The organism is Kitasatospora albolonga (assembly GCF_039535905.1).
GTDB classification, from domain to species: Bacteria; Actinomycetota; Actinomycetes; order Streptomycetales; family Streptomycetaceae; genus Kitasatospora; species Kitasatospora albolonga.
In genome coordinates this window covers 1-21,056 of the sequence record NZ_BAAAYB010000107.1, presented here as the reverse complement: position 1 = coordinate 21,056, position 21,056 = coordinate 1, and the positions used below count along the sequence as shown (strand labels likewise).

14 protein-coding genes, 1 tRNA gene and 1 pseudogene are annotated in these 21,056 nt (G+C 73.8%); 11 read left to right on the top strand and 5 right to left on the bottom strand.

What is annotated here, in order from left to right; translation table 11 throughout:
* Window positions 1-2,008 precede the first annotated feature (2,008 nt).
* Together ABD946_RS27445 and ABD946_RS27440 are read left to right on the top strand one after the other, a co-directional pair.
* Window positions 2,009-3,010, top strand: a pseudogene (locus ABD946_RS27445) (DEAD/DEAH box helicase); the annotation flags it as partial.
* A gap of 101 nt (window positions 3,011-3,111) precedes the next feature.
* Window positions 3,112-3,927 (top strand): TIGR02452 family protein, encoded by an 816-nt coding sequence (locus ABD946_RS27440; RefSeq protein ID WP_345287999.1) that lies wholly within the window; start codon window positions 3,112-3,114, stop codon window positions 3,925-3,927.
* A gap of 68 nt (window positions 3,928-3,995) precedes the next feature.
* Here ABD946_RS27440 and ABD946_RS27435 read toward each other — a convergent pair whose 3' ends face one another.
* The 4 genes from ABD946_RS27435 to ABD946_RS27420 all read right to left on the bottom strand — a co-directional run bounded on the left by ABD946_RS27435 (window position 3,996) and on the right by ABD946_RS27420 (window position 7,213).
* Entirely contained in the window at window positions 3,996-4,316 is a 321-nt protein-coding gene (locus ABD946_RS27435; RefSeq protein ID WP_345287997.1) for a hypothetical protein, read from the bottom strand.
* A gap of 83 nt (window positions 4,317-4,399) precedes the next feature.
* Window positions 4,400-5,110, bottom strand: coding sequence for a tyrosine-protein phosphatase (locus ABD946_RS27430; protein WP_345287995.1), 711 nt, complete (start codon window positions 5,108-5,110; stop codon window positions 4,400-4,402).
* Window positions 5,111-5,207: 97 nt separating this feature from the next.
* On the bottom strand, window positions 5,208-5,960 hold the full coding sequence (locus ABD946_RS27425) for an SDR family oxidoreductase (protein WP_345287993.1): 753 nt from the start codon (window positions 5,958-5,960) through the stop codon (window positions 5,208-5,210).
* Between the two features lie 44 nt (window positions 5,961-6,004).
* Window positions 6,005-7,213 (bottom strand): DNA glycosylase AlkZ-like family protein, encoded by a 1,209-nt coding sequence (locus ABD946_RS27420; RefSeq protein WP_345287992.1) that lies wholly within the window; start codon window positions 7,211-7,213, stop codon window positions 6,005-6,007.
* 166 nt (window positions 7,214-7,379) lie between these two features.
* On the opposite strand from ABD946_RS27420, the gene ABD946_RS27415 reads away from it, so the two are divergent.
* Window positions 7,380-8,090, top strand: a complete 711-nt coding sequence (locus tag ABD946_RS27415; RefSeq protein WP_380149529.1) for a nucleotidyltransferase domain-containing protein — start codon at window positions 7,380-7,382, stop codon at window positions 8,088-8,090.
* Between the two features lie 154 nt (window positions 8,091-8,244).
* Window positions 8,245-8,317, top strand: a tRNA-Lys gene (locus ABD946_RS27410).
* Between the two features lie 66 nt (window positions 8,318-8,383).
* On the opposite strand, the gene ABD946_RS27405 is transcribed toward ABD946_RS27410, so the two are convergent.
* Window positions 8,384-9,388 (bottom strand): helix-turn-helix transcriptional regulator, encoded by a 1,005-nt coding sequence (locus ABD946_RS27405; RefSeq protein ID WP_345287988.1) that lies wholly within the window; start codon window positions 9,386-9,388, stop codon window positions 8,384-8,386.
* A gap of 133 nt (window positions 9,389-9,521) precedes the next feature.
* Here ABD946_RS27405 and ABD946_RS27400 point away from each other — a divergent pair, with 133 nt between their 5' ends.
* The 7 genes from ABD946_RS27400 to ABD946_RS27370 form a co-directional block, all read left to right on the top strand.
* Complete coding sequence (locus ABD946_RS27400; RefSeq protein WP_345287986.1) at window positions 9,522-9,893, top strand: hypothetical protein; 372 nt, start codon at window positions 9,522-9,524, stop codon at window positions 9,891-9,893.
* A 100-nt stretch (window positions 9,894-9,993) separates the two neighbouring features.
* Window positions 9,994-10,185 (top strand): hypothetical protein, encoded by a 192-nt coding sequence (locus tag ABD946_RS27395; RefSeq protein ID WP_345287985.1) that lies wholly within the window; start codon window positions 9,994-9,996, stop codon window positions 10,183-10,185.
* 236 nt (window positions 10,186-10,421) lie between these two features.
* Window positions 10,422-11,189, top strand: coding sequence for a thioesterase II family protein (locus ABD946_RS27390; RefSeq protein WP_345287984.1), 768 nt, complete (start codon window positions 10,422-10,424; stop codon window positions 11,187-11,189).
* A gap of 128 nt (window positions 11,190-11,317) precedes the next feature.
* Window positions 11,318-17,467, top strand: coding sequence for an amino acid adenylation domain-containing protein (locus ABD946_RS27385; RefSeq protein WP_345287983.1), 6,150 nt, complete (start codon window positions 11,318-11,320; stop codon window positions 17,465-17,467).
* Window positions 17,464-19,182 carry a beta-ketoacyl synthase N-terminal-like domain-containing protein gene (locus ABD946_RS27380; protein ID WP_345287982.1) on the top strand — a complete coding sequence of 573 codons (1,719 nt, stop codon included), beginning with the start codon at window positions 17,464-17,466 and terminating at the stop codon, window positions 19,180-19,182. Before ABD946_RS27385 ends, ABD946_RS27380 begins: the two co-directional genes overlap by 4 nt.
* Before the next feature lie 1,004 nt (window positions 19,183-20,186).
* The gene (locus tag ABD946_RS27375; protein ID WP_345287980.1) at window positions 20,187-20,396 is read left to right on the top strand and encodes an acyl carrier protein; all 210 of its coding nucleotides are present in this window, start codon (window positions 20,187-20,189) and stop codon (window positions 20,394-20,396) included.
* Window positions 20,397-20,547: 151 nt separating this feature from the next.
* Window positions 20,548-21,056: condensation domain-containing protein (locus tag ABD946_RS27370; protein ID WP_345287978.1), on the top strand; the 509-nt coding region annotated here is incomplete at its 3' end.

Genomic DNA, 21,056 nt, shown 5'->3' with positions numbered 1-21,056 from the left:
GTACCGGATACAAGAAAGGTATTGTGGATGTGGTGCCATCATGCACGTGAGTGATCAGCGATTCGTTGCAGTGGCTGTAGCCTCAGTGAGTCGAATAGGACTCTGCTCGTCAAGAAGTCTACAGTGTGCATAGAGGCCGGCGTAACCGAATATGTGTGGGCGCATACGGGCGGTGTACGACGGCTGTGCGATTCGGTACGCGGAAAAGAAAACAGTCGTTTCAAAAGTCAGTGGATGCTGGATCTAGCCCTGAAAGGGGGGGGGGGGGGGTGCGATAGCGAAAACAGATCGAGGGGATGATGCGTTCGGACTGGGTCTTATGCAGGAACGATAAGTGTTGGCTCGCCATATTCAGTGGGAAGTCAATGGAAGCGCCTTAGTGACGTCGAGTCTAGCCGGTTCAGTGATGTCAAGGTTCGGGTGAGCCGATTTTCTAGCTCGCTGATGGTCGCATCGACCGGGGACGTGCAGAGACTGTCCTAGGTTAAGTCGAAGGCTGGTGTATTGACGACTGAGATTCAGATAAGACTCTCTAGCGCCAGTGAATCGTACTAAAAGGCTTGATCGCGACTCCCTAGCCAGTAAATCGGCCACGTAAGCAGTATCGGCTCCTACGGTGCCGTGTTTCGCAGGTCAGTCTCGGATGACCTTACATCCAGTGATCTTCCATGCATGTCGCTGAATAGACCGTGGTATCGTGTGTCCGAATTATGCTGTGTTTCCATGCGACCTGTCACGTTTCTGACAACGACGCGCTTCCGGGATGTGGCGCCTAGGTTTGTGTTCGGCAATGAGGCGTGTTTATTCCGAGCCTACTTCAAACACCGGCCTACTTGCAAGTACGCTTCTTTTATGGGCTGCTGACAAGCGGAGGCCAGTTTCGGGTCGCGAAACTCGAGGGTCCAGGCGACCCGCGTATAGGGTGGGGCGATCTAGCAGATTGGCGCGCAGTTGCGGAGAAGGGCCGTTAACGGGGGCACGTAAGCGAAGTGTGTACCTGTGTCACACTGATTTGGCAATGTCGTCGTCTCGTATTATTGGTACCAGTCATTTCGCGAGTAGGCTGCAAAAAGTCTCAGTTTAATGCGTTACTCTTCAAAGGGCTGGGCAGGATGCGCGCGCACTGGCCGCTGACAGCACTTTTAAGAAATTTCTGTACGTGCGCTAAGTGATCGTTCATGCAGGCGACCTGGGGCGGATCTTCGTGGCGTCTGCGTGGGCGGCGTTCGGATTGTCATCTGGAGCCGCATAAAGTCACCCGTCGATAGGTACATCACAGATGGCGTGCGCTACAAGTCACGAGTAACCAGTGGACATGGGCGAGGACGAGGCCCTTCATCGAAGGACAGCGCAGGTAGTAGGGCGGGGGTCCGCAGTAGCGGCCTTTCGGACGCTCGTGTTACAGCCGGGCGTTATCTAGGGCGCCTTCTGAGTTTCCTGTGCTGCAGGTGAGCGGTATCGGGGGTAGTGGGCCGGAGTGGGGACACCCGGGAAGGAGGAACGGTGGGGTATGGCAGACTACGGGATGGCACGAGTGTGCCTATGCCCTGCATTCCTGGAGCTGGCCTCGAGCGCTCTAGGGCCAGATCTGGTTCGATACGTAGGGGTGTCGTGCACGCAGTAAGTTAGGCTGCGTCTCGATCGGCACGAGGGCGACCCTGACCTACTACGCAAACAGAAGAAGAAAAGGAGGTAAGCATCGACATGCTCTAACTTATAGCGCGGATGGTGAGGCTCGGTGAGGGGCAATGGGGCCAGCCCTATTGCTGGGAAGCGCTGGCCCAGCTTACAGGCATGCAGGGTCGAGAGTGCGATCTGACAGTGTTAGTAACGGATTTGCCAACACCAATTGCGACTTGCCGCGAGGCTGGTGTCTAGGTCGAGCCTCGCCGTGTGAGATCTGAGCTTTCCTTAGTGCCGTGAACTTCAGATCTTAAGCGCCTGTGTGTGGCATTGCGGGCGCGTGAGTGCACACAACTGCGCCGAAGCATACTTTGTGTTTCATGACGGCGCCCGCTCGCTCGTCGAGGTGCAGGCCGAGTCGGCCTCCGGCATCGCCGGTGCCGCCGAGCGCGAGGTCGCCGAGATGACCCGTCAGCTGGAGCGCGCGCAGCGCCGCGCCACCGAGCTGCGCGAGGAGGCCGACCGTCTGGCCGCCCGTGCGGCGCGCGAGCGGGCCGAGCTGGGCATCGAGGACGAGCCGGCCGTCGAGGCCGCCGACGAGGCGTCCGAGGGCGCGGCCGTCGAGACCGCCGCCCCGGTGGCCGCCGAGGCCGCCGAGCGGACCCCGTCGTACCGCGAGGCGCGCAACGAGCGTCCGTCCTACGGCGACCGGGACCGTGGCTTCGGCCGGGACCGCGACCGTGACGACCGTGGTGGCCGTTCCTTCGGTGACCGTGACAACCGCTCGGGTGGCTTCAACCGTGACGACCGCGGCGGCCGTTCCTTCGGTGGCGACCGTGACCGTGCCCCGCGCACCGGTGGCTTCAACCGTGACGACCGTGGTGGCCGTTCCTTCGGTGACCGTGACAACCGCTCGGGTGGCTTCAACCGTGACGACCGCGGTGGCCGTTCCTTCGGTGGCGACCGTGACCGTGCCCCGCGCACCGGTGGCTTCAACCGTGACGACCGCGGTGGCCGTTCCTTCGGTGACCGTGACAACCGCTCGGGTGGCTTCAACCGTGACGACCGCGGCGGCCGTTCCTTCGGTGACCGTGACAACCGCTCGGGTGGCTTCAACCGCGACGACCGCGGCGGCCGCTCCTTCGGTGGCGACCGTCCGTCCTTCGGTGACCGCGACAGCCGTGGCGGCGGCAGCCGTCCGTTCGCCCGCCGCGACGACCACCGCTCCGGCGGCCGTCCGCAGGGTGGCTTCAACCGCGACGACCGTGGCGGCCGTTCCTTCGGTGGCGACCGTGACAACCGTTCGGGCGGCTTCAACCGCGACGACCGCGGCAGCCGCTCGGGCAGCTTCAACGGCGGCGACCGCAAGCCGCGTTGGAAGAGCTGACGCGCACTAGCTCGACGACGGGCCCGCTCCACTCCGGTGGGGCGGGCCCGTCCGCGTTTATCCGGGTGACGGAGGGTCAGGCGTCCCCTAGCGTCGGCGGTATGAGTAGCAGACTGCACCAGGTCGCCGTCGTGAACGAGGGGATCGCCGCGGAGGGCGGGTACCGGCTCCCGAGGAGCGGGGAGGCCGTCGGGATCGGGGTGGAGCTCGCGGCCGCGCGGGCCGGCACCGTCTCGTACGCGCCGGAGCACCGGTTCGCGGGGGAGGGGCGGTTCACCGGGGTGGTGGAGGTGACCGCGGAGGGGAGCATGGCGGCCGCCGAGCGGCTCTCGGTGCCGGGTGGGGCGGGCCCGGTGGCGGTGCTCAACTTCGCCTCGGCCCGTAACCCCGGGGGTGGTTACCTGCGCGGCGCCCGTGCCCAGGAGGAGGACCTCTGCCGGTCCGCCCTGCTCTACCACTGCCTGCTGGCCGCCCCCGACTACTACGAGGCGCACCGGGCCTCCACCGACCTGCACTACAGCCACCGGGTGATCTGGTCCCCGGACGTACCGGTGATCCGCGACGCGCACGGCGAGCTGCGGGCCGACCCGTACACCGTCTCCTTCCTCACCTCGCCCGCCCCCAACGCCGGGCAGCTGGCGCGGCGGGCCGAGGGCGGACGGGTGGACGTGCGGGAGGTGTTGGTGGAGCGGGCCCGGCGGGTGCTCGGGGTCGCGGCGGCGCACGGGGTACGGGAGTTGGTGCTCGGCGCCTGGGGCTGCGGGGTGTTCGGCAACGACCCGGCCGAGGTGGCCGAGGCCTTCGAGCTGGCCCTGGCCACCCATGGCGCCCCGTTCACACGGGTGGTCTTCGCGGTCTGGGACCGCACCCCGGTCTCCGCCAACCGGGCGGCCTTCGAGGCCCGGTTCGGCGCCTGACGGCTCGGTACCGACGGCTGGGCGCGCCGACGGTAGGGCGCCCGACCGTCCGGCGAGCCGACGGTGCGTCAGCGGCGGCCGGCCACCGCGCCGGCCACGGTCGAGGCCGCGGCCACCACGCCGGTCACGGCGAACACCGACGGCCAGGCCCCGATCCGCTTCGCCAGCGGGTGCGAGCCGCCGAACGCGGCCACGTACAGCCCCGTCAGCCCGGCCGCCACCGCGGCCCCGGACTGCCGCTTCCACCCCACCGCCGCGGCGGCTCCGGCCGCCGCCAGCACCGCCCCGCCCAGCTCCCGCCGCCCGCTCCACCTGGCCACCCCGTAGCCGCCGATCAGACCGGCCGCCGCGACCGCCGTACCGGCCGTTCCGCTGGGGATGCTCGCCATGCCGCTCAACTCCTGGGTCGTGGACGCTCCGGGTGCGCCGGGTACAACGCCCGGTGGCCGGGCGGGGTGCCCGGCCGTCCGGATCAGGCCCGCAGCCGGGCGGCGACCGCGGTGATCTCGACGGGGGTCACGCCGTGGGCTTCGAGGTAGCCGGGGAGCGAGCCGTGGGAGGTGCGGAGGTGGGTGAGGGCGAGGTGCAGGAGCTCGGGGGCGACGGGGTGGGAGCGGTGGCGGGTGCCGTGTTCGTCGTAGTAGTAGACGGGCTCGTCGGTGTCGAGGCCGAGGTGGGGGTTGGAGCGGACGAAGTCGGTGAGGACCTCGGCTTCGGAGAGGCCGGCCAGGAGTTGGAGGACGGCGATGGTGAGGCCGGTGCGGTCCTTGCCGACGGCGCAGTGGACCAGGGTGGGGCGGGCGTCGTCGGAGGCGAGGTGGCGGACGGTGGCGGCGATCGAGGGGCCGCCGAGTTCGGCCATCGCCCGGTAGGTGCCCTCCATGGTTCCGGGCCAGGCGAAGTCGGCGTCCTGGTCGGGGAGGAGGGGGTGGTGGAGGTCCTCCAGCTCGAGGTGGTGGTGGAGGTCGGGCCAGGCGGCGCGCTCGGCGGTGGTCCGGAGGTCGATGACGGTGCGGATGCCGAGCGCTTCGAGCTGACGGGCGCCCTCGGGGGTGAGGGTGTTGAGGGATGCGGAGCGGTAGAGCAGGCCGGGGCGCAGGCCGGCGATGCCTGCGTCACGGAAGTTGCGGACGTCGGAGACGGTGAGGGCGGGCGGGGCGGCGTCGAACTCACGAGCGGTCATGAGTCGTACGGTAGCGGCCGGGTGGCACCTGGTAGCGGTGCTATCCGGGGGTGGGACCGGGCGGGGTCGGGCTGGGTCGGGCAGGTCGGGCCGGGGCTCAGCGGCCGCCGGCGACGTCGATGAAGGCGCCCGTGACGTAGGAGGCGGCGGGGGACAGCAGGTACAGGATGGTCTCGGCGACCTCCTCGGGCTGTCCTCCCCGCCGCATCGGGAGCTGGGGGCCGACCCGGTCGACCCGGCGGGGTTCGCCGCCGAGCGCGTGGATCTCGGTGTGGATCAGGCCGGGGCGGACGGCGTTGACCCGGATGCCCTCGGCCGCGACCTCCAGGGAGAGGCCGGTGGTCATGGTGTCCAGGGCGCCCTTGGAGGCGGCGTAGTCGACGTACTCGTTGGGCGAGCCGATCCGGGAGGCGGCGGAGGAGACGTTGACGATGGCGCCGCCCCTGCCGCCGTGCCGGGTGGACATCCGGCGGACGGCGGCACCGGCGCAGAGGAACGGGCCGGTGATGTTGGCGGTCCAGATCCGGGCCAGCCGCTCCTCGTCCAGGTCCTCGAGGCGGCACTGCTTCTCGAGGGTGCCGGCGTTGTTGACCAGGGCGGTGAGCGGGCCGAGCTCGCGGTCCACGGTGGTGAAGAGCCGCTCGACCTCGGTGGCGCGGGTGACGTCGGCCCGGACGGCCAGCGCGCTGCCGCCGGCGGCGGTGATCCGCTCGACCACGGAGGCGGCGGAGGCTTCGTCGGAGCGGTAGTTGACGCAGACCCGGTAGCCGCGTTCGGCGGCCAGCAGGGCGGTGGCGGCGCCGATGCCTCGGCCGGCGCCGGTGATCAGGATCACGTTCTCGTCGTTCATGGGCCGACGGTAGTCCACGGGGCGGGTACGGATGACCGGCGGGGTCAGCCGTTCGGCCTCGCCGCCGCGGCGGCGCGGAGGGCGGCGATCTTCGGGGCCCGGCTCTTGGGGGAGTCCAGGCTGAACCCCCTTGCGTCACCGAGCTGTTCGCGGATGAAGCGTCCGGTGCGGTCCACCGCCTCGCGCAGTGCGTCGTCGACCGGGACGAAGGGCAGGTGGACGATCTCCTCCCGCTCGGTGTCGTACTCCCAGATGCCGACGATCCGGCCCCGGTCGAGGACGACGTGGCTCTGCGGGTCGGCCTCGGTGCCGAAGCCTCGGCCGCCCTTGGCGGTGGGGGAGGGGCGGGCGGCGTCGGCCGGGTCGAGCAGCCGGGGGAGGTCGCGGTGCAGCAGGTGGATGCCGTCGATCCCGGCGAGCAGGGTGTGGTGCGGGGTGGTGGGAACGGTGAACTCCTGGAACTCCGCCACGAGTTCGGAGGGGAGGAGGAGGTCGGTGCCGGGGAGCGGGGTGAGGTCGAGCGGGGCGAGTGCGGCCTTGGCCGTGGCGGCGGTGAAGCCGGAGAACCAGCGGAAGTGCTTCACCGAGGCCGGAGCGGCCCAGGAGAAGTACCGCTCGGCCAGTTCGGCGGCCGAGCCGACCACCGGCTGGTCCCAGGCCGCGTAGGCGTAACGCTGCTGGTCCAGACGGCCGTTGGGCGGCACCCGGCGGATCAGGCCGCGCGCCTGGAGCAGGCCCAGGGCCAGCGGGAGGGTGGTGGACTGTCCGCGCTTCCGGCCCGCCTCGCCCAGGCTCCGGGAGGCGCCGCCCACCCCGGCACGGATGGCCGAGGGATCCAACGGGCCGTTCCGGGAGAGGAGTTGGCTGATCGCCAGACAGAGCTTCTCGATCTCGTCCCTGGTCACGCCCAGGTGCTTCTCGGCCGCCGCCAGCTCGCCCTCCGGGGCGCCCGCCCCGGCGGCCAGGCCGAGCGCGAAGTCGGCCGCGGGCAGCACGTAGGTGCAGCCCCGGGCGGAGGGCAGCTCGTGCACCTCCAGCGCGGCGACCGCCCCGTCCACCGCCTCCCGGTCCAGCCCGGCCCGGGCGAACAGGCCCAGGTACGGGGCCGCGCCGCCGACCGAGCGGGCCCAGCCGGTGGCGTCCAGCACCTCGGCCGGGGTGGCGCCGCCGTGCGTCCCGTCCAGCCACTGCCGCCGGGACCACCAGGCGCGGAGCTTCTCGATCGGGGCGGGCGGGGGCTCGGGGTTGGCCATGGGGTCAGTATCGGCGGGAGGTGCGGCGAGGGCGCGGAGCGGACGCCCGGGCGGGTCGCGGTCCATCGGGTCCGGTCCGGTCCGGTCCGGTCCGTCCGGTCCGTCCGGCGCGTCGCCGGTCGGCCTCCGGATAACCGTTCGACTCCGGGTGCGGGGCGCCCCCAGACTGGACGCGTCCCGCGTACCCGCCGAGGAGGCGACACCCGTGAACGTCCTGCTCTCCGGCATCGTCGGTTCCACCGCGTACGGCCTGGCCCACGCCGGCTCCGACCTCGACCGGCTCGGCCTGTTCGCCGCGCCCACCGAGGAGTTCCACGGCCTGCACCGCCCCGCCGAGTCGCACGTCACCACCGCCCCCGACCGCACCCTGCACGAGGCCGCCAAGTGGTGCCGCCTCGCCCTCGGCGGCAACCCCACCGCCTCCGAGCTGGTCTGGCTGCCCGAGGAGCTCCACGAGGTGAGGACGCCCCTCGGCGAGGAGCTGATCGGCATCCGCACCTCCTTCCTGAGCACCCGGGCGGTCCGCAACTCCTACCTCGGCTACGCCACCCAGCAGTTCAGGAAACTGACGACCCGTGACCCCGCCGACGCGGCCGGTCGGGCCCGGGCGGCCAAGCACGCCCGCCACCTGATCCGCCTCGTCCGCCAGGGCGTCACCCTGCACGAGACCGGCCACCTGGAGATCCGGCTGCCCGACCCGGAGGCCGTGCGCGCCGAGGCCGAACGGATCGCCGACGACGCCTCGCTGGCCACCACCCTGCTCTCCGACGCCGAGGACCGCTTCTCCCGCCCCGGCGTCCTCCCCGAGGCACCCGACGAGGCACCGGCCGAAGCCTGGCTGCGCCGCGTCCGCGCCGCCCACCTGACCCCCGCCTGACGGCGTCCGCACCTCCGCCCGACGGCTGCCGCACCGCCCTCCCGACGTGCCGTCGGCGCGAACCGCCCGGAGGCAAACGGGTGGCGGCCGCCGAGGGATCACCAGGTAGGATCACCGTGGCAGCGCCCAGGCACCACGGTGGCGAAGCCCGAACGGGCCGCTAGCTCAATTGGCAGAGCTGCGGACTTTTAATCCGTAGGTTCAGGGTTCGAACCCCTGGCGGCCCACCGCAGCGAGACCCAGGTCAGATCCCAACTGACCTGGGTCGCTTGCGTTCTGAGGCCCCGTCGAGGTCAGCGGGTGGAGGAGAGCCAGCCGAGGCGGACGGCGTTGGCGCCGGCCTCGAAGCGGCTGCGGGCCTCGAGGCGCTCCATGAGGAGGGCGGTGAGGCGGCGGGCGGTGCGGGAGGAGACGCCCAGGCGCTTGGCGATCACCTCGTCGGTGAGGCCGGTGTCGAGGAGGCGGAGGATCTCGGCCTCCTGGCTGCTCAGGCCGTGCCGGTCGACGGCGGGGGCCTCGCCGAGGGGGTTCGCGCTGGTCCAGGTGCTCTCGAAGAGCGCGCAGAGGGCGGCGACGATGCCCTCGCCCTTGAGCAGGACCGCCCCGGTGCGGGCGTCGGAGGTGTCGAGGGGGAGGACCACCTGGCGGCGGTCGATGATGACCATCCGGACGGGCAGGGTGGCCGCGGTCCGCACCTGTCCGCCGCGGGCGCTCAGCCAGTTCACGTGCTCCAGCGTCGGGGCGTGGTTGCGCACGCTGTCGAGGTAGACCGTCCGCATCCGCACGCCCCGGTCGAGCAGGGCGGCGTTCGGGTGCCGGCTGGCCTCCAGGTCCGCCGCGGGGTGGGCGCCGCCGGGCGCGAAGGTGGTGATCTCCTGCTCGGCCTGGGCGGCCAGGAGGGCCAGCCGCTCGCGGATGACGTCCAGGCCGATGAGCCGCTCCGCGTCCTCGCCGGCGATGGCCGCAGCGCTCGTCAGGGCGGAGCACTCCGCTATCAGTTGGGCGGCGGCGGCGCGCGAGGTCTCGATCCGGAGCTGCTGGGCGGCGAGGTCGGCCTGCTGCCGGCTGAGGATCATCTCCATGGCGATCTCGGGGCTGACGACCCGGTAGCCGCCTCCCTCCTGGAGCGAGGGCCGGACCAGTGCGAGGGTGCTCAGGGAGTCGAGGCTTCGGTGCAGGTCCTGCTCAGCGACCCCCAGGCGGCCGGCCAGGACGGCCAGATCCTCCTGCGGGTGGGCCAGCATGGACTTGTACAGCCGTTCCGCCGCAGAGTCCAGGCCGAGTGGCTCGAGCACCATTCCCCCATACACTGTTGGTGTTCCCTTGACCGTGTTCAGGCGATTATTGCCGAGCTTGCAGGTTTAGGCAATGGCCTAAAGTGTCCAATCCGCCCGGTTCCGGAGCGTTTGCCGGGGATGGAACTCTGGCTCCATGTATATGGTTCACGCTCAACTGGGCACCCGAACCGGCGCGCCGCTGCCTGACGACGCGTCAAAGCTATTCCGGGCAAGCGCGGAACCCGGCGAATCCGTGGAGTACGTGACCGTACATCCGGATGCTCCTATCGGCCCGGTCGTCGGCCTGTTCCTGGTCGCCCGCTCGCTGGAGGACGCGGAGGCGGTCGGGGCCGCGGTGTGTGCGAGGGCGCTGCGGAACCACCCGCAATTGGGTGCGTTCCTGCTGCTCCGCTGCGAGGTCCGGCTGGTCGCCGCGTACTTCGACCGAATGTTCGGCCGGTCCTCTCCTGGACGGGTTATGCCAAGGCCGGATCATGACAGTGGAAACCCCTTCCTCGGCTTCTGAGGCGTGGAGAGACTGCTGTTCATCAAGTCGACCGACGGGGAGTGCGGAGGTCGAGACACCCTCACCGCCGCTCCCCCGCTTGCTCTTGGGGGAGAGAACCATGCTCGGACCGCGTGCTGCCACCTTCGTCGCCACCGCCCTTCTGGTGGGCGCCGGCCTGTTCGGGGCGGCCGCGTCGGCCGTGGCCGCGGAGCCCGGCGGGACGCAGTGGCAGTCGCGGGTCGAGGCGCTCGGGGCGCCGTCCGGCGAGGCGCCGGGGGCCGCGCTGAGCGACGTCACCTGGGGTCCGTGAGCGCTCGGCGCGGCCCGGTGGCCACCGCCGTGCACGGCACGGAACGGAATTCCTCCGGGCGGGCGGATTCCCCGTCGGGGAAATGATTCACGACCTCTTCCGGGTGCGTGGGATCGCCCGTGCCCGCTTCCGGCCCCGGGTGCCGGGTTTCGCCGTTCTTTCCGGTATCCCCTGCGGATTGTCCCCGGTGCGCCGGTGCGATTATCCGCAGGCATATTCAAATGAGGTCCGAGGTCGTGAGCGTTTCCGTTGGGAGCCGGGTCAGCCCCGGTCCGCCGAGCCGCTGGCTGCGCACGAGTGGTGCGGGCCCGGCCGTGGAGCTGAACGTCGTCTGCTTCCCGCCGGCCGGCGGGGCGGCGGGCTCGTTCGCCGCGCTCCGCAGGGCCGCGGGTCCGGAGACCTCGGTGACCGCGGTGCTGCTGCCCGGGCGCGAGGCGCGGATCGCCGAGCCGCACGCCACGGACCTGCACCGCCTCGCCGCGACGGTGGCGGGGGAGCTCCTTCCACTGCTGGCCCGGGACGAGACGCCCTACGTCCTGCTCGGGCACAGCCTGGGCGGCCTGCTCGCCTACGAGGTCGCACTCGGACTGGACGGGCTCGGGGCCCGGCCGCCGCTCACGGTGGTGGTGGCCGGGACGGCCGCTCCCCGGCACGCCTGCTGGTCGGCGGTGGCGTCCCGGCGCCCGGACGAGCTGCTGCGGCTCCTCGGCGGCGTGCCGCAGGAGCTCCTCGACATGCCGCAGCTGCTGGACCTCGCCGTCGAGGTGCTGCGCGCGGACCTGGCGATGGTGGAGGGCTACCGCTGCTCCGACGGCCTGCTGCCCGCACCGCTCGAGGTGCTGTACGGCAGCGAGGACCCGCTGGTCGACGCGGCGGCGGTGGCGGGCTGGGCCCGGCTGGCGGGGGCTGGGGTCGCGTTCGAGGGGTTGTCGGGCGGCCACTTCTTCCTGGACGAGCACCATCCGCGGCTGCTCGCGGCCTGGCACGAGGCGGCGGCGCGGTGAGGGCGGACGGGCGGACGGCGGACGGACAGACGGCGGGCGGGCCGACGGCGCGCGGCCGGGCGGTGGAAGACACACGGGCACTGGACGGCAGGGACGCAGTCATGGGACAGACGGTTCATCACGAAGCTTTGACCACACCGGAGTTCGGCATCTGGCTGGCCGGTCGCCGGCATCCGAAGACGTACAACATCCACCGCGTCTGGGAGATCACCGGTGCCCTGGACGAGGCCGCCCTGCGGGCGGCGGTGGACGAGGTGGTCGGCCGTCACCGGGTCTTCGGGCGGCGGCTGCGGGAGAGCGGTGAGGTCCCGTTCTGGGCGCGGGGGGAGGCCGTCGCGGCCTGGTCCTCGGCCGAGGAGGTGGCGGACGAGGCGGGTTGGCAGGCCGAGCAGGGCGCCCACCGGTTCGACCTCGCGGCCGAGTGCCCGGTCCGCGTCGCACTGCTGCGGCAGACCCCGCAGCGCCACCTGTTCTCCCTGCTGGTCCACCACATCGCCTGCGACGGGCTCTCCCTGGAGATCCTCCTGGAGGAGATCGGGCTGGCCTACGCCTCCCGGACGGCGGGCGGGCCCGCGCTGCCGCCGGTCGTGGACGGCCGGCCGGCGGGCCCCGCGCCCGCGACCGGCTACTGGGCCGGGCAGCTGGCCGAGGCCGAGTGGCCGGGCTCGCTGCCGCGCACTCCCGGGGCGCGCACCCCCGAGGCCGAGACCACCACGCTGCCGCTGACCGCGGAGCAGGCCGGCCTGCTCCGGACGGCGGCCCGGAGCCTGCGGGCGACCCCGCACCTGCTCGGTCTGGCCGCGCTGTACGGCACCCTCGCCGCGCACGGCAGCCCGCGGGACGTCATGGTCGCCACGCCCTTCGCGGACCGCACGCCGGCCACCGCGGGTCTGGTCGCGTGCCTGGCCCGGGTGGTGCCGATGCGTCAGCGCTGGGCGGCCGACGACACGGGCGCGGCCCTGGTCGCCGCCGTCCGCCGGACGATGGCGGGGGCGCTGAGCCACCTGGCCGAGCCGATCCGGGAGGCGGCCGACCTCTTCGGCGCGGTCGAGCCCGGGGTCACGGTGGCCTTCCAGGCGCACGGTCCGCTGCCCGCGCCCGTCCTGGCGGGCGCGGAGGTGCGGGCGCTGTCCGAGGGCGGCCACGGAACGGTGCGCAACGACCTCGAGTTCGACCTCTACCTGCGCCCGGACGGCGGCGAGTTGGCCCTGACCCGGCGCCTGACGGGCGGTACCACGGCCCCGGCGGCCGCCCGGCTGTTGGCCGACTACCGGGCGGCCCTGCTCCGGCTGGCCGCGGACCCGGGCGCGCCGGTGGCCGGCACCGCCCGGCTGGGCGACGTCGAGGCGGACGCCGTCCTGCGCGCCGAGCCTTCGGCGGAGCCGGTCCGGCTCGTCATGGAGCGCTTCGCCGAGCTCGTCCGCGAGCGGCCGGAGCAGCCGGCCGTCAGCTGCCCGGCCGGCCTCACGACCTTCGCCGAACTGGACGCCGCCGCCGATGGGTTGGCGGCCCGCCTGGCGGAGGACGGGGTCGTCCCGGGCGAGGTGGTCGGCATCCTCGCCGAGCGTGGGGTGGCCCTGGTCGCCGCGGTCCTGGCGGTCTGGCGGGCGGGCGGCTGCGCCGTGCTGCTCGACCCGCTCCACCCCGACGACCGGATCTCCTACGTGCTGTCCGACTCCGGTGCCCGGGTGGTGCTGCGCAGCGCGTCCCTGGCGGAGCGTCAGGCCGGCCCGGCCCGCGTGCTGGAGCTGCCGGCCGGGCGCGAGGTCGTCGCGCTCGGCGCGAACGGGTTCGGCGCGAACGGCTTCGTCGCACCCGGGGCGGCGGCGGGACGGCTCGCGTACGTCATCCACACCTCGGGCACCACCGGGCTGCCCAAGGGCGTGATGATCGACCAAGCCTCCTACGCGGCCTTCGTCGGTGCGTCCACGGCGGGCCGCGGGGCGGACCGGGTCGGCCTGGTGAGCTCGGTCTCCTTCGACCTGTTCTACCTCCAGCTGCTGGACCTCTTCACGGGCTCCTGCCTGGTGGTGGCGGACGAGCAGACCTACCGGAACCCGCAGGCGCTGGTGGAGTGGGTGGAGCGGCACGACGTCCGCTTCCTGGGCCTGACGCCCTCGATGTTCGGGGCGATGCGGAACTTCGGCTTCGAGGAGGTGCTCCGGCGCGGGCGGGTGGGCCTGCTGCTCGGCGGCGAAGCCCTGGACGAGCCGACCTGGCAGCTGCTGCGCGAGCTCGGCGTCGAGGGGGTGAACGCCTACGGCCCGACCGAGACCACCATCTGCGTCACGGTCTGCGGGTTCGGGGAGCGGGCCGCCCCGGGCATCGGCCGGCCACTGGCGGGCGTGAGCGCCTACGTGCTCGGGCCGGACCTGCGGCCCGTGCCGACCGGTGTGGCCGGTGAACTCCACCTGGCGGGGCCGCAGGTGGGCCGGGGCTACCTCGGATCGCCGGGCCTGACGGCCGATCGCTTCCTGCCGGACCCCTTCTCCACCGTGCCGGGGGCACGGATGTACCGCACCGGCGACCGGGTGCGGCTGGAGGAGGACGGCTTCCTGAGCTACCTGGAGCGCGCCGACCACCAGTTGAAGGTCCGCGGGCAGCGGGTCGACCCGGTGGAGGTCGAGAACGTGCTGCGCGATCTGCCCGGCGTCCGGGACGCGTACGTGGCGCGGAAGGCGCCCGGCACCTCCAACGGCCTGCTCGCCTACGTGCTGCCGGAGCGGGCCGACCGGCCGCTCGACCCGGTCGGGCTGCGCACCGCCTGTGCCCGCCGACTGGCACCGGCGGCGGTGCCGGCCCACGTCCTCGTGCTGGAGGCCTTCCCGCTGTCCGCGAGCGGCAAGCTCGACGAGCGGGCGCTGCCCGCCCCGTCCCACGCCGTGCCCGAAGTCGCCCCGGCGAAGGACGAGTTGGCCCAAATGTGGCAGGCCGCCGCGGGCACGGCGGCGGGTTCGGACGAGGACGACTTCTTCGCCTGCGGCGGCAGCTCGCTGGACGCCGCCCGGCTGGTGGCCGGGGTCAACCAGGCCTTCCGGGCCGAGATCGACCTCGCGGCCTTCTTCGCCGAGCCGACCCTGCGCGGCCTGCGCCACCAGCTCGAGTCGGCCGGCGACGGGCGGACGGCGGCCGCCGCCCCGGCCGTCGGGCTCTCCCCGGCCCAGCGGCGGCTGTGGTTGATGCACCTGCTGGACCCGAAGAGCCCCGAGTTCACCGTCTACTGGGCGGTGCGGCTGTGCGGCGCGCTGGACCGCGACCGGCTGGCGGAGGCCTGGCGCGCGGTGGTCGAGAACCACGGCGAGCTGCGGCTCCGGGTGCTGGACGACGCGGGCGAGCCGGGCAGGTCGGCCTGGCCGGCCGAGGAGTTCGCGCTCCGCGCCCGGACGCTCCCCGAGGCCGGGCTCGACGAGGAGCTCCGTGCGGCGTCCCGGCAGGTCTTCGACGTCTTCGGCGGGCCGCTGGCCGCGCTGGAGCTGATCTCGCTCTCCGACCGGCCGGACGAGCACGTCCTGCTGCTGACGGGGCACCACATGGTGCTGGACCGGCGCTCGGTGGAGCTGATCGCCGATCAGCTCTTCCGCGGGCTGGACGGCCACCCGTCCGCACCGCCCCGGCGCGCCTACCAGGAGGCCCCCGCCCGTACGCGGGAGCGGATCGACGGTGGCCAGGCCTTCTGGACGGCCGAGCTGGCGGAGGCGGTGGCGGCGCCCGGCATCGACCTGGGCGGGCCCGGCACCACCGAGCGGGCGGACCGGGCCGGCACGGTCCGGGCCCTCGTCGGCGCCGCCGACTGGGCGAAGGCGCTGGAGACCACGCGTGCCCACCGCACCACTCCGCTGGTGCTGGCGCTGGCGGCCTTCGCGCTGACGGCGGACCGGTACGGCGCGGCCGGCGACGTGGTGGCCGGTACCACCATGGACGTCCGGCCACCCGGCTTCGACGACGTGGTGGGGCTGTTCGTCAACCCGGTGCCGGTCCGGCTGCGGGCCGAGCCCGGCCTGACGGGCGGCCGGCTGCTCGGCCGGACGCACGAGGCCCTGCTGCGTGCCCACGCCCACCGGGACGTGCCCTTCGACGAGCTGGTCCGAGGGCTGGGCCTGCGCGCCGAGCCCGGCCGGACCCCGCTCTTCCACGCCCTCGTCGACCACGAGCCGGCCGCCCGGGCCACCGCCCCGGCCGGGCTGGAGGTGCGGCCGGTCGACATCCCCGCCGAGGTGGCCAAGTACGACCTGGAGGTCGTGCTCCGCGAGACCGCCGAGGGCGCGGAGATCGAGGTCGGCTTCCGCCGCGGCCGGTACGACGAGGCCCAGGCCGCCCGGCTGGCCACCGCGCTGCGCGACACCCTGGTCCTGCTGGCGGCCGAGCCGGACGCGCCGGCGCGGGTGCCGCTGGAGGGCGGGTCGGTCCTGCGCCGCCCGCCGGTGGAGCCCCGGGCCTACGCCCAGGCGGGCCTCCTGGTCGAGCGGATCGCGCTGGCGGACCCGGAGCGGGAGGCCGTGGTCTGCGGTGAGGAGCGGCTCGGGTACGGCGGGCTGCTCACCGGCGCACTGGCCGTGGTGGCCGCCCTGGCCGGGGCCGGGGTCGCCCCGGGCGACCGGGTGGCCGTGCTGGCCCCGCGCTCGGCAGCCATGATCACGGCACTGCTCGGTGCCCACCTGGCCGGTGCGGTCGCCGTCCCGCTCGACGTGGACCACCCGGACGCCCGGCTGGCGCAGGCCCTGGCGGACTGCGGTGCCGAGGTGCTGCTCGGCACGGCCGCGACGGTGGACCGGGGCCGGGCGCTGGGCCTGACCGCGCTGGACGTGACCGCCCTTCCCGAGCCGGCCGGCCGCCCCGCCACTCCGGCCCGGGGAGAGCGCGACGCCGCCTACATGATCTTCACCTCGGGCAGTACCGGCCGGCCGAAGGGCGTGGTCGTCGAGCACGGCCCGCTGGCCGCCTCGACCGCCGCCCGGCGCGAGGTCTACCCGGGCGAGCCGGTCTTCCTGCTGCTCTCGCCGCTGGCCTTCGACTCCTCGGTGGCCGGGATCTGGGGGACCCTCACGGCCGGCGGCCGACTGGTCGTCGCCGGGCCGGACGACGTCCGCGACCCGGGGCGGTTGCTCGGTCTGATCGAGCGTCACGCCGTCACCGACCTGCTGTGCGTGCCCTCGCTGCACGGAGTGGTGCTGGCCGAGGCCCGGCGCACCGGACCGGCCGCACTGCGCTCGCTGCGCCGTGCGGTGGTGGCCGGGGAGCCGCTCCCGGAGCAGGTGATGGACCTTCACTTCGAGCTGCTCCCCGGGGTGGAGCTGGTCAACGAGTACGGGCCCACCGAGGCCACCGTCTGGTCCAGCTACCGCCGTTACCGGGCACCGGGAGCGGTCGGCATCGGCGGTCCGGTGCCGGGCTACGCCCTCTACGTGCTGGACCACGCGCTGCGGCCGGTGCCGGAGGGCGTCCCCGGCGAGCTGTACGTCGGCGGGCCCGGTGTGGCCCGCGGCTACCTCGGCCGCCCCGCCGACACGGGCGCGGTCTTCCTGCCGGACCCGTTCGCTGGGCTGCCCGGCGCGCGGATGTACCGCACCGGTGACCGGGTGCGGCTCGCCGGGGACGGCGGGCTGCTCTTCCTCGGCCGGGCCGACGACCAGCTCAAGATCCGGGGCCACCGGATCCAGCCGGGCGAGATCGAGGCCGTGCTGCGCGGGGCGCCCGGGGTGCTGGAGGCCGCCGTGGTCGCCCACGGCCGGGGCCGGCTGGCCGCGTTCGTCACCGGCGACGCCGATCCGGACCGGGTCCGGCAGGAGGCCGTCGAACGGCTGCCCGCCGTCATGGTCCCGGCGGCCGTGCACAGGGTGGAGCGCCTGCCGCTGACGAGCAACGGCAAGGTCGACCGCAAGCGGCTGGCCGAGGAGGCGGACCGGCAGGTGCCGCCCGCGGCTCCCGGCGGACGGGTCCGCCCGGAGCACGCCGAGGTGGTCGCGGCCTGGTGCGAGGTGCTGGGCGTCGCGGACGTCCCGGTGGACGTCAACTTCTTCGAGCTGGGCGGCCATTCGCTGCTGATGCCCGCGCTCCAGGAGGCGCTGTACCGGCGCACCGGTGTGCGGGTGCCGATCCTCGACCTCTTCCGGCACGGCACCGTCGCCGACACGGCGGCCCGGCTGCGGCCGGAGCCGCTCGGAGAGCCCGGTCGGCCCGCCGAGCCCCCGTCCCGATCCCGCCGGGAGTCCTCCCGGCAGTTGCGCCTGCGCCGAGTCCGGCCCGAGGCGACCCCGGAGAACCAGGAAGGAAACCGATGAGCCGCGACCGTTCGCTGGACATCGCCGTCACGGGGATGGCCGGCCGATTCCCGGGCGCCCCGGACGTCGCACGGCTGTGGGAGGCGGTCGAGCAGGGCCGCACGCTGCTCCAGCGGCTCACCCCGGAGGAGCTGGAGCGGTCCGGGGTCCCGGCAGCGCTCGCGGGCGACCCGGCCTACGTGCCCGTGCACGGCCGGCTCGCCGACGCCGACCGCTTCGACCACGAGTTCTTCGGGGTCAGCCCCCGGGACGCCCGGCTGCTCGACCCGCAGCAGCGCCTGATGCTGGAGTGCGCGTGGTCCGCGCTGGAGGACGCCGGACACCGGCTGCGCGAGCCGGACACCCGACGGACCGCCGTCTACGCGGCCGCCAGCAGCAGCGAGCACCTGCGCATGCTGCTGGCCGGGGACGAGCTGGACGAGCCGGAGTTCGACGCGGCGATCGTCGCCAACGAGAGGGACTTCCTCGCCACCCGGATCGCCTACAAGCTCGGTCTCACCGGCCCCGCGATGGCCGTCCTGACGGCGTGTTCGTCCTCGCTGGTCGCCGTGCACCTGGCCGTCCAGGCGCTCAACAACGGCGAGTGCGACCAGGCGCTGGTGGTCGCCGCCTCCGCCAACGCCCCGCAGGCCGGCTACCTCCACCTCCCCGGCGGCATCCTCTCCGGCTCCGGCGTCTGCCGGCCCTTCGACGAGGCCGCCGACGGCGCGGTCGGCGGCTCCGGCGTGGTCGGGGTGGTGCTGCGCCGCTTCGCGGACGCCGCCGACGAGGGCACGCCGCTGTACGGAGTCCTGCTCGGCTCCGCCGTCAACAACGACGGCGAGGCCAAGCCCGGCTTCTCCGCCCCTGCGGCGGCGGGCCAGGAACGGGTGATCCGGGAGGCCTTCGCGGCCGCCGAGATCGAGGCCTCCTCGCTCGGCTACCTGGAGGCGCACGGTACCGGCACCCGGATCGGTGACCCGATCGAGTGGTCCGCGGCCTCGGCGGTGCTGAGCGAGCTCGGCGCGGCCCCGGGCCAGGTCCGGGTGGGTGCGGTCAAGGGGACCATCGGACACCTCGACGCGGCGGCCGGGCTGGCCGGTCTGGTCAAGGCCCTGCTGGTGGTCGGCACCGGCACGGTGCCCCCGATCGCGGGGTTCACCGGCCCCAACCCGCTGCTGGAGCAGGAGGGTTCGCCGCTGGCCCTGCCGACGGCCGCCGAGCCCTGGTCGGGCCCCGAGCCCCGCCGGGCCGCGGTGAGCTCCTTCGGCATCGGCGGCACCAACGCCCACGTGCTGGTGGAGCAGGCGCCCGAGGCGGCGCCCGGCGCCGACGCACCGTCAGGGGAGGACCGGCTGGTGGTGCTGTCGGCCGCCGACCCGGAGGCGCTGCGCCGGGCCAGGGCCCGGCTGGCGGACCACCTGGACGCCACCGGCGAGGCGGCCACGGACGTGGCCGCCACCCTCGCCCGCCGGGCGGTGTTCCCGTACCGCAGCGCGGTGGCGGGTTCGACCTCCGCCGAACTGGCCGCCGCGCTGCGCGCTCCGGCCCCGGACGCGGTCGCCGCCGGACGGGAGCCCGCCCCGCTCGTCTTCCTCCTGCCCGGTCAGGGCACCCAGACCCCCGGCATGGCCAGGCCCTTCGCGCTGGCCCTGCCGGGCTTCGCCGAGGCGCTGGAGACCTGTCTCGCGGCCTTCGGCCCGGAGCTCGCCGCGGAGTTGGCCGAGGCGCTGTAACGACCGGGGCTTCCCCGCCGACCGGCTGGAGGCCACCCGGCTCGCCCAACCGGCGTCTGTTCGCCGTGGAGTTTCGCGGCGGCCACCGCCCTGGCCGGGCTCGGCCTGCGACCCTCGGCGCTGATCGGGCACAGCCTCGGCGAGCTGACGCGGCCTGCTGGCGGGCTCCCTCGACCTGGTGACGCGGCCCGGCTGTGGAGCACCGGGCCGGCTGATGCAGGCGTGCGAGCCGGGCGCGATGCTCGCCGTGGCCTGCTCGGCGGAGGAGGCCGGGCGCCTGCTCGCCGACTCCGAGTGCCGGCCTGGAGATCGCGGCCGTCAACACCGCCACGGACACGGTGCTCAGCGGTCCGGTCGCGGAGGTCGACGCCTTCGCGGCGGCCCTGGACGGCCGGTACGCAGCCGCAGGCTGCGCACCAGCCACGCCTTCCACTCGGCGTCGATGGACCGCGCGCGGCCGGGCTGCGCGAGCTGCTGGCGACGTCCGGCCCGGGGCGCGACCGTGCCGTGGGTGGGCAACACCGACGGGTGCTGGTGGCGGCGGGGGAGGTGGTGGCGGCGAGTCGGTTCGCGGAGCAGCTGCGCCGTCCGGTCCGCTTCGCCGACGGACTGGCCGCGCTGGCGGCGGAGTCCCCGGCGCCCGGGCGGTGGAGGTCGGCCCGGCCGGGTGCTGGCCGCCCTGGCCGAGGCGGCCGGTCTGGACGCCACGCCGCTCTGCCCGGCGGTGCGGAGCGCGGCCGGATCGGTGCTCGCCGCCCTGGGCGGCCTGTGGGCCGCTGGCTAGCCGGTGGCCGTGGAGCTGCTGGCCGGTCCCGGCCGCCGGCTCCACCTGCCGACCTACTCCTTCGAGGGGCCGAGGTGGCCGCTGCCCGCACGCCGGGCCGCACCCGTGGCGCGGCCGTGCCCTCGACCCGGACCCTCGGACGGGGCCGAGGACGGGCGCGGACCGAGACGAGCGCGGTCCGGTGAGCTGGTCCAGGACCTCTGGCGCGAGCAGTTGGGGCGTGCACGCCCTGCCGGGCGGGGCGGACTTCTTCGAGGTGGGCGGGGACTCGCTGGCCGTGACGCGGCTGGCGCGGCGGATGGGCCAGGTGTTCGGGGTGGAGGTGCCGGTCCGCGAGCTGCTGGCCGCCCGGACGGTCGACGGCCACGTCGCGCTGGTGGAGGGACCTGTTGATCCAGCAGTTGGTAGCCGAGGCCGAGGGGCCCTGTGAACACCGCACGTCTCGACCGGCTGACGCCCGATCAGCGGGCGGAGCTGGAGCGCCGGTTGGCCGGCCGCCGGACCGCTCCGCCCCGGGAGCGGCAGGAGGCCCCGGTCGACCTGACCGCGAGTCACCCGCTCTCCGACACCCAGTACCGCCTGTGGCTGGCCGAGCAGGCCCACGGCCCGTCGGCCGCCTTCACCGTCCCGGTGGCGCTCCGCGTCGAGGGCGCACTGGACACCGGCCGCCTCCAGGCCTGCCTCGACCTGCTCGCCGAGCGGCACCTGGCCTGCGCGCCCGGATCGTCCAGGAGGGCGGTGCTCCCCGGCAGCGCTTCGACCTGCCCGCGCGCATCCCGCTGGAGCGGCGGGACCTCGCCGACGGCGAGGCCGGGCTCGCCGCGGCCCTCCGGGAGGAGGCCGCGCGGGTCTTCTCGCTGGCGCGGCCGCCGCACGTGCGCGCGGTGCTGCTGAGCACCGGCCCGCAGGCCCGGGTGCTGGTGCTGTCGCTGCACCACGCGTTCTGCGACGGCTGGTCCCTGGAGGTCCTGCTCCGGGAGCTGTTCGAGGCGTACGGCGCGCCGGGCGCCCCGGCCCTGCCGGCCGGGCCGGCCGCCCAGCACCTCGACTACGCGCGGTGGGAGCACTCGGCCCCGGCCGGACGTGCTCG

Coding starts and splice junctions, on each gene's coding strand:
- ABD946_RS27380 (WP_345287982.1), top strand. CDS start 17,464: ATGAGCCGCGACCGTTCGCTGGACATCGCCGTCACGGGGATGGCCGGC.
- ABD946_RS27430 (WP_345287995.1), bottom strand. CDS start 5,110: ATGACCGCTCGTGAGTTCGACGCCGCCCCGCCCGCCCTCACCGTCTCC.
- ABD946_RS27400 (WP_345287986.1), top strand. CDS start 9,522: ATGTATATGGTTCACGCTCAACTGGGCACCCGAACCGGCGCGCCGCTG.
- ABD946_RS27420 (WP_345287992.1), bottom strand. CDS start 7,213: ATGGCCAACCCCGAGCCCCCGCCCGCCCCGATCGAGAAGCTCCGCGCC.
- ABD946_RS27395 (WP_345287985.1), top strand. CDS start 9,994: ATGCTCGGACCGCGTGCTGCCACCTTCGTCGCCACCGCCCTTCTGGTG.
- ABD946_RS27435 (WP_345287997.1), bottom strand. CDS start 4,316: ATGGCGAGCATCCCCAGCGGAACGGCCGGTACGGCGGTCGCGGCGGCC.
- ABD946_RS27440 (WP_345287999.1), top strand. CDS start 3,112: ATGAGTAGCAGACTGCACCAGGTCGCCGTCGTGAACGAGGGGATCGCC.
- ABD946_RS27425 (WP_345287993.1), bottom strand. CDS start 5,960: ATGAACGACGAGAACGTGATCCTGATCACCGGCGCCGGCCGAGGCATC.
- ABD946_RS27405 (WP_345287988.1), bottom strand. CDS start 9,388: ATGGTGCTCGAGCCACTCGGCCTGGACTCTGCGGCGGAACGGCTGTAC.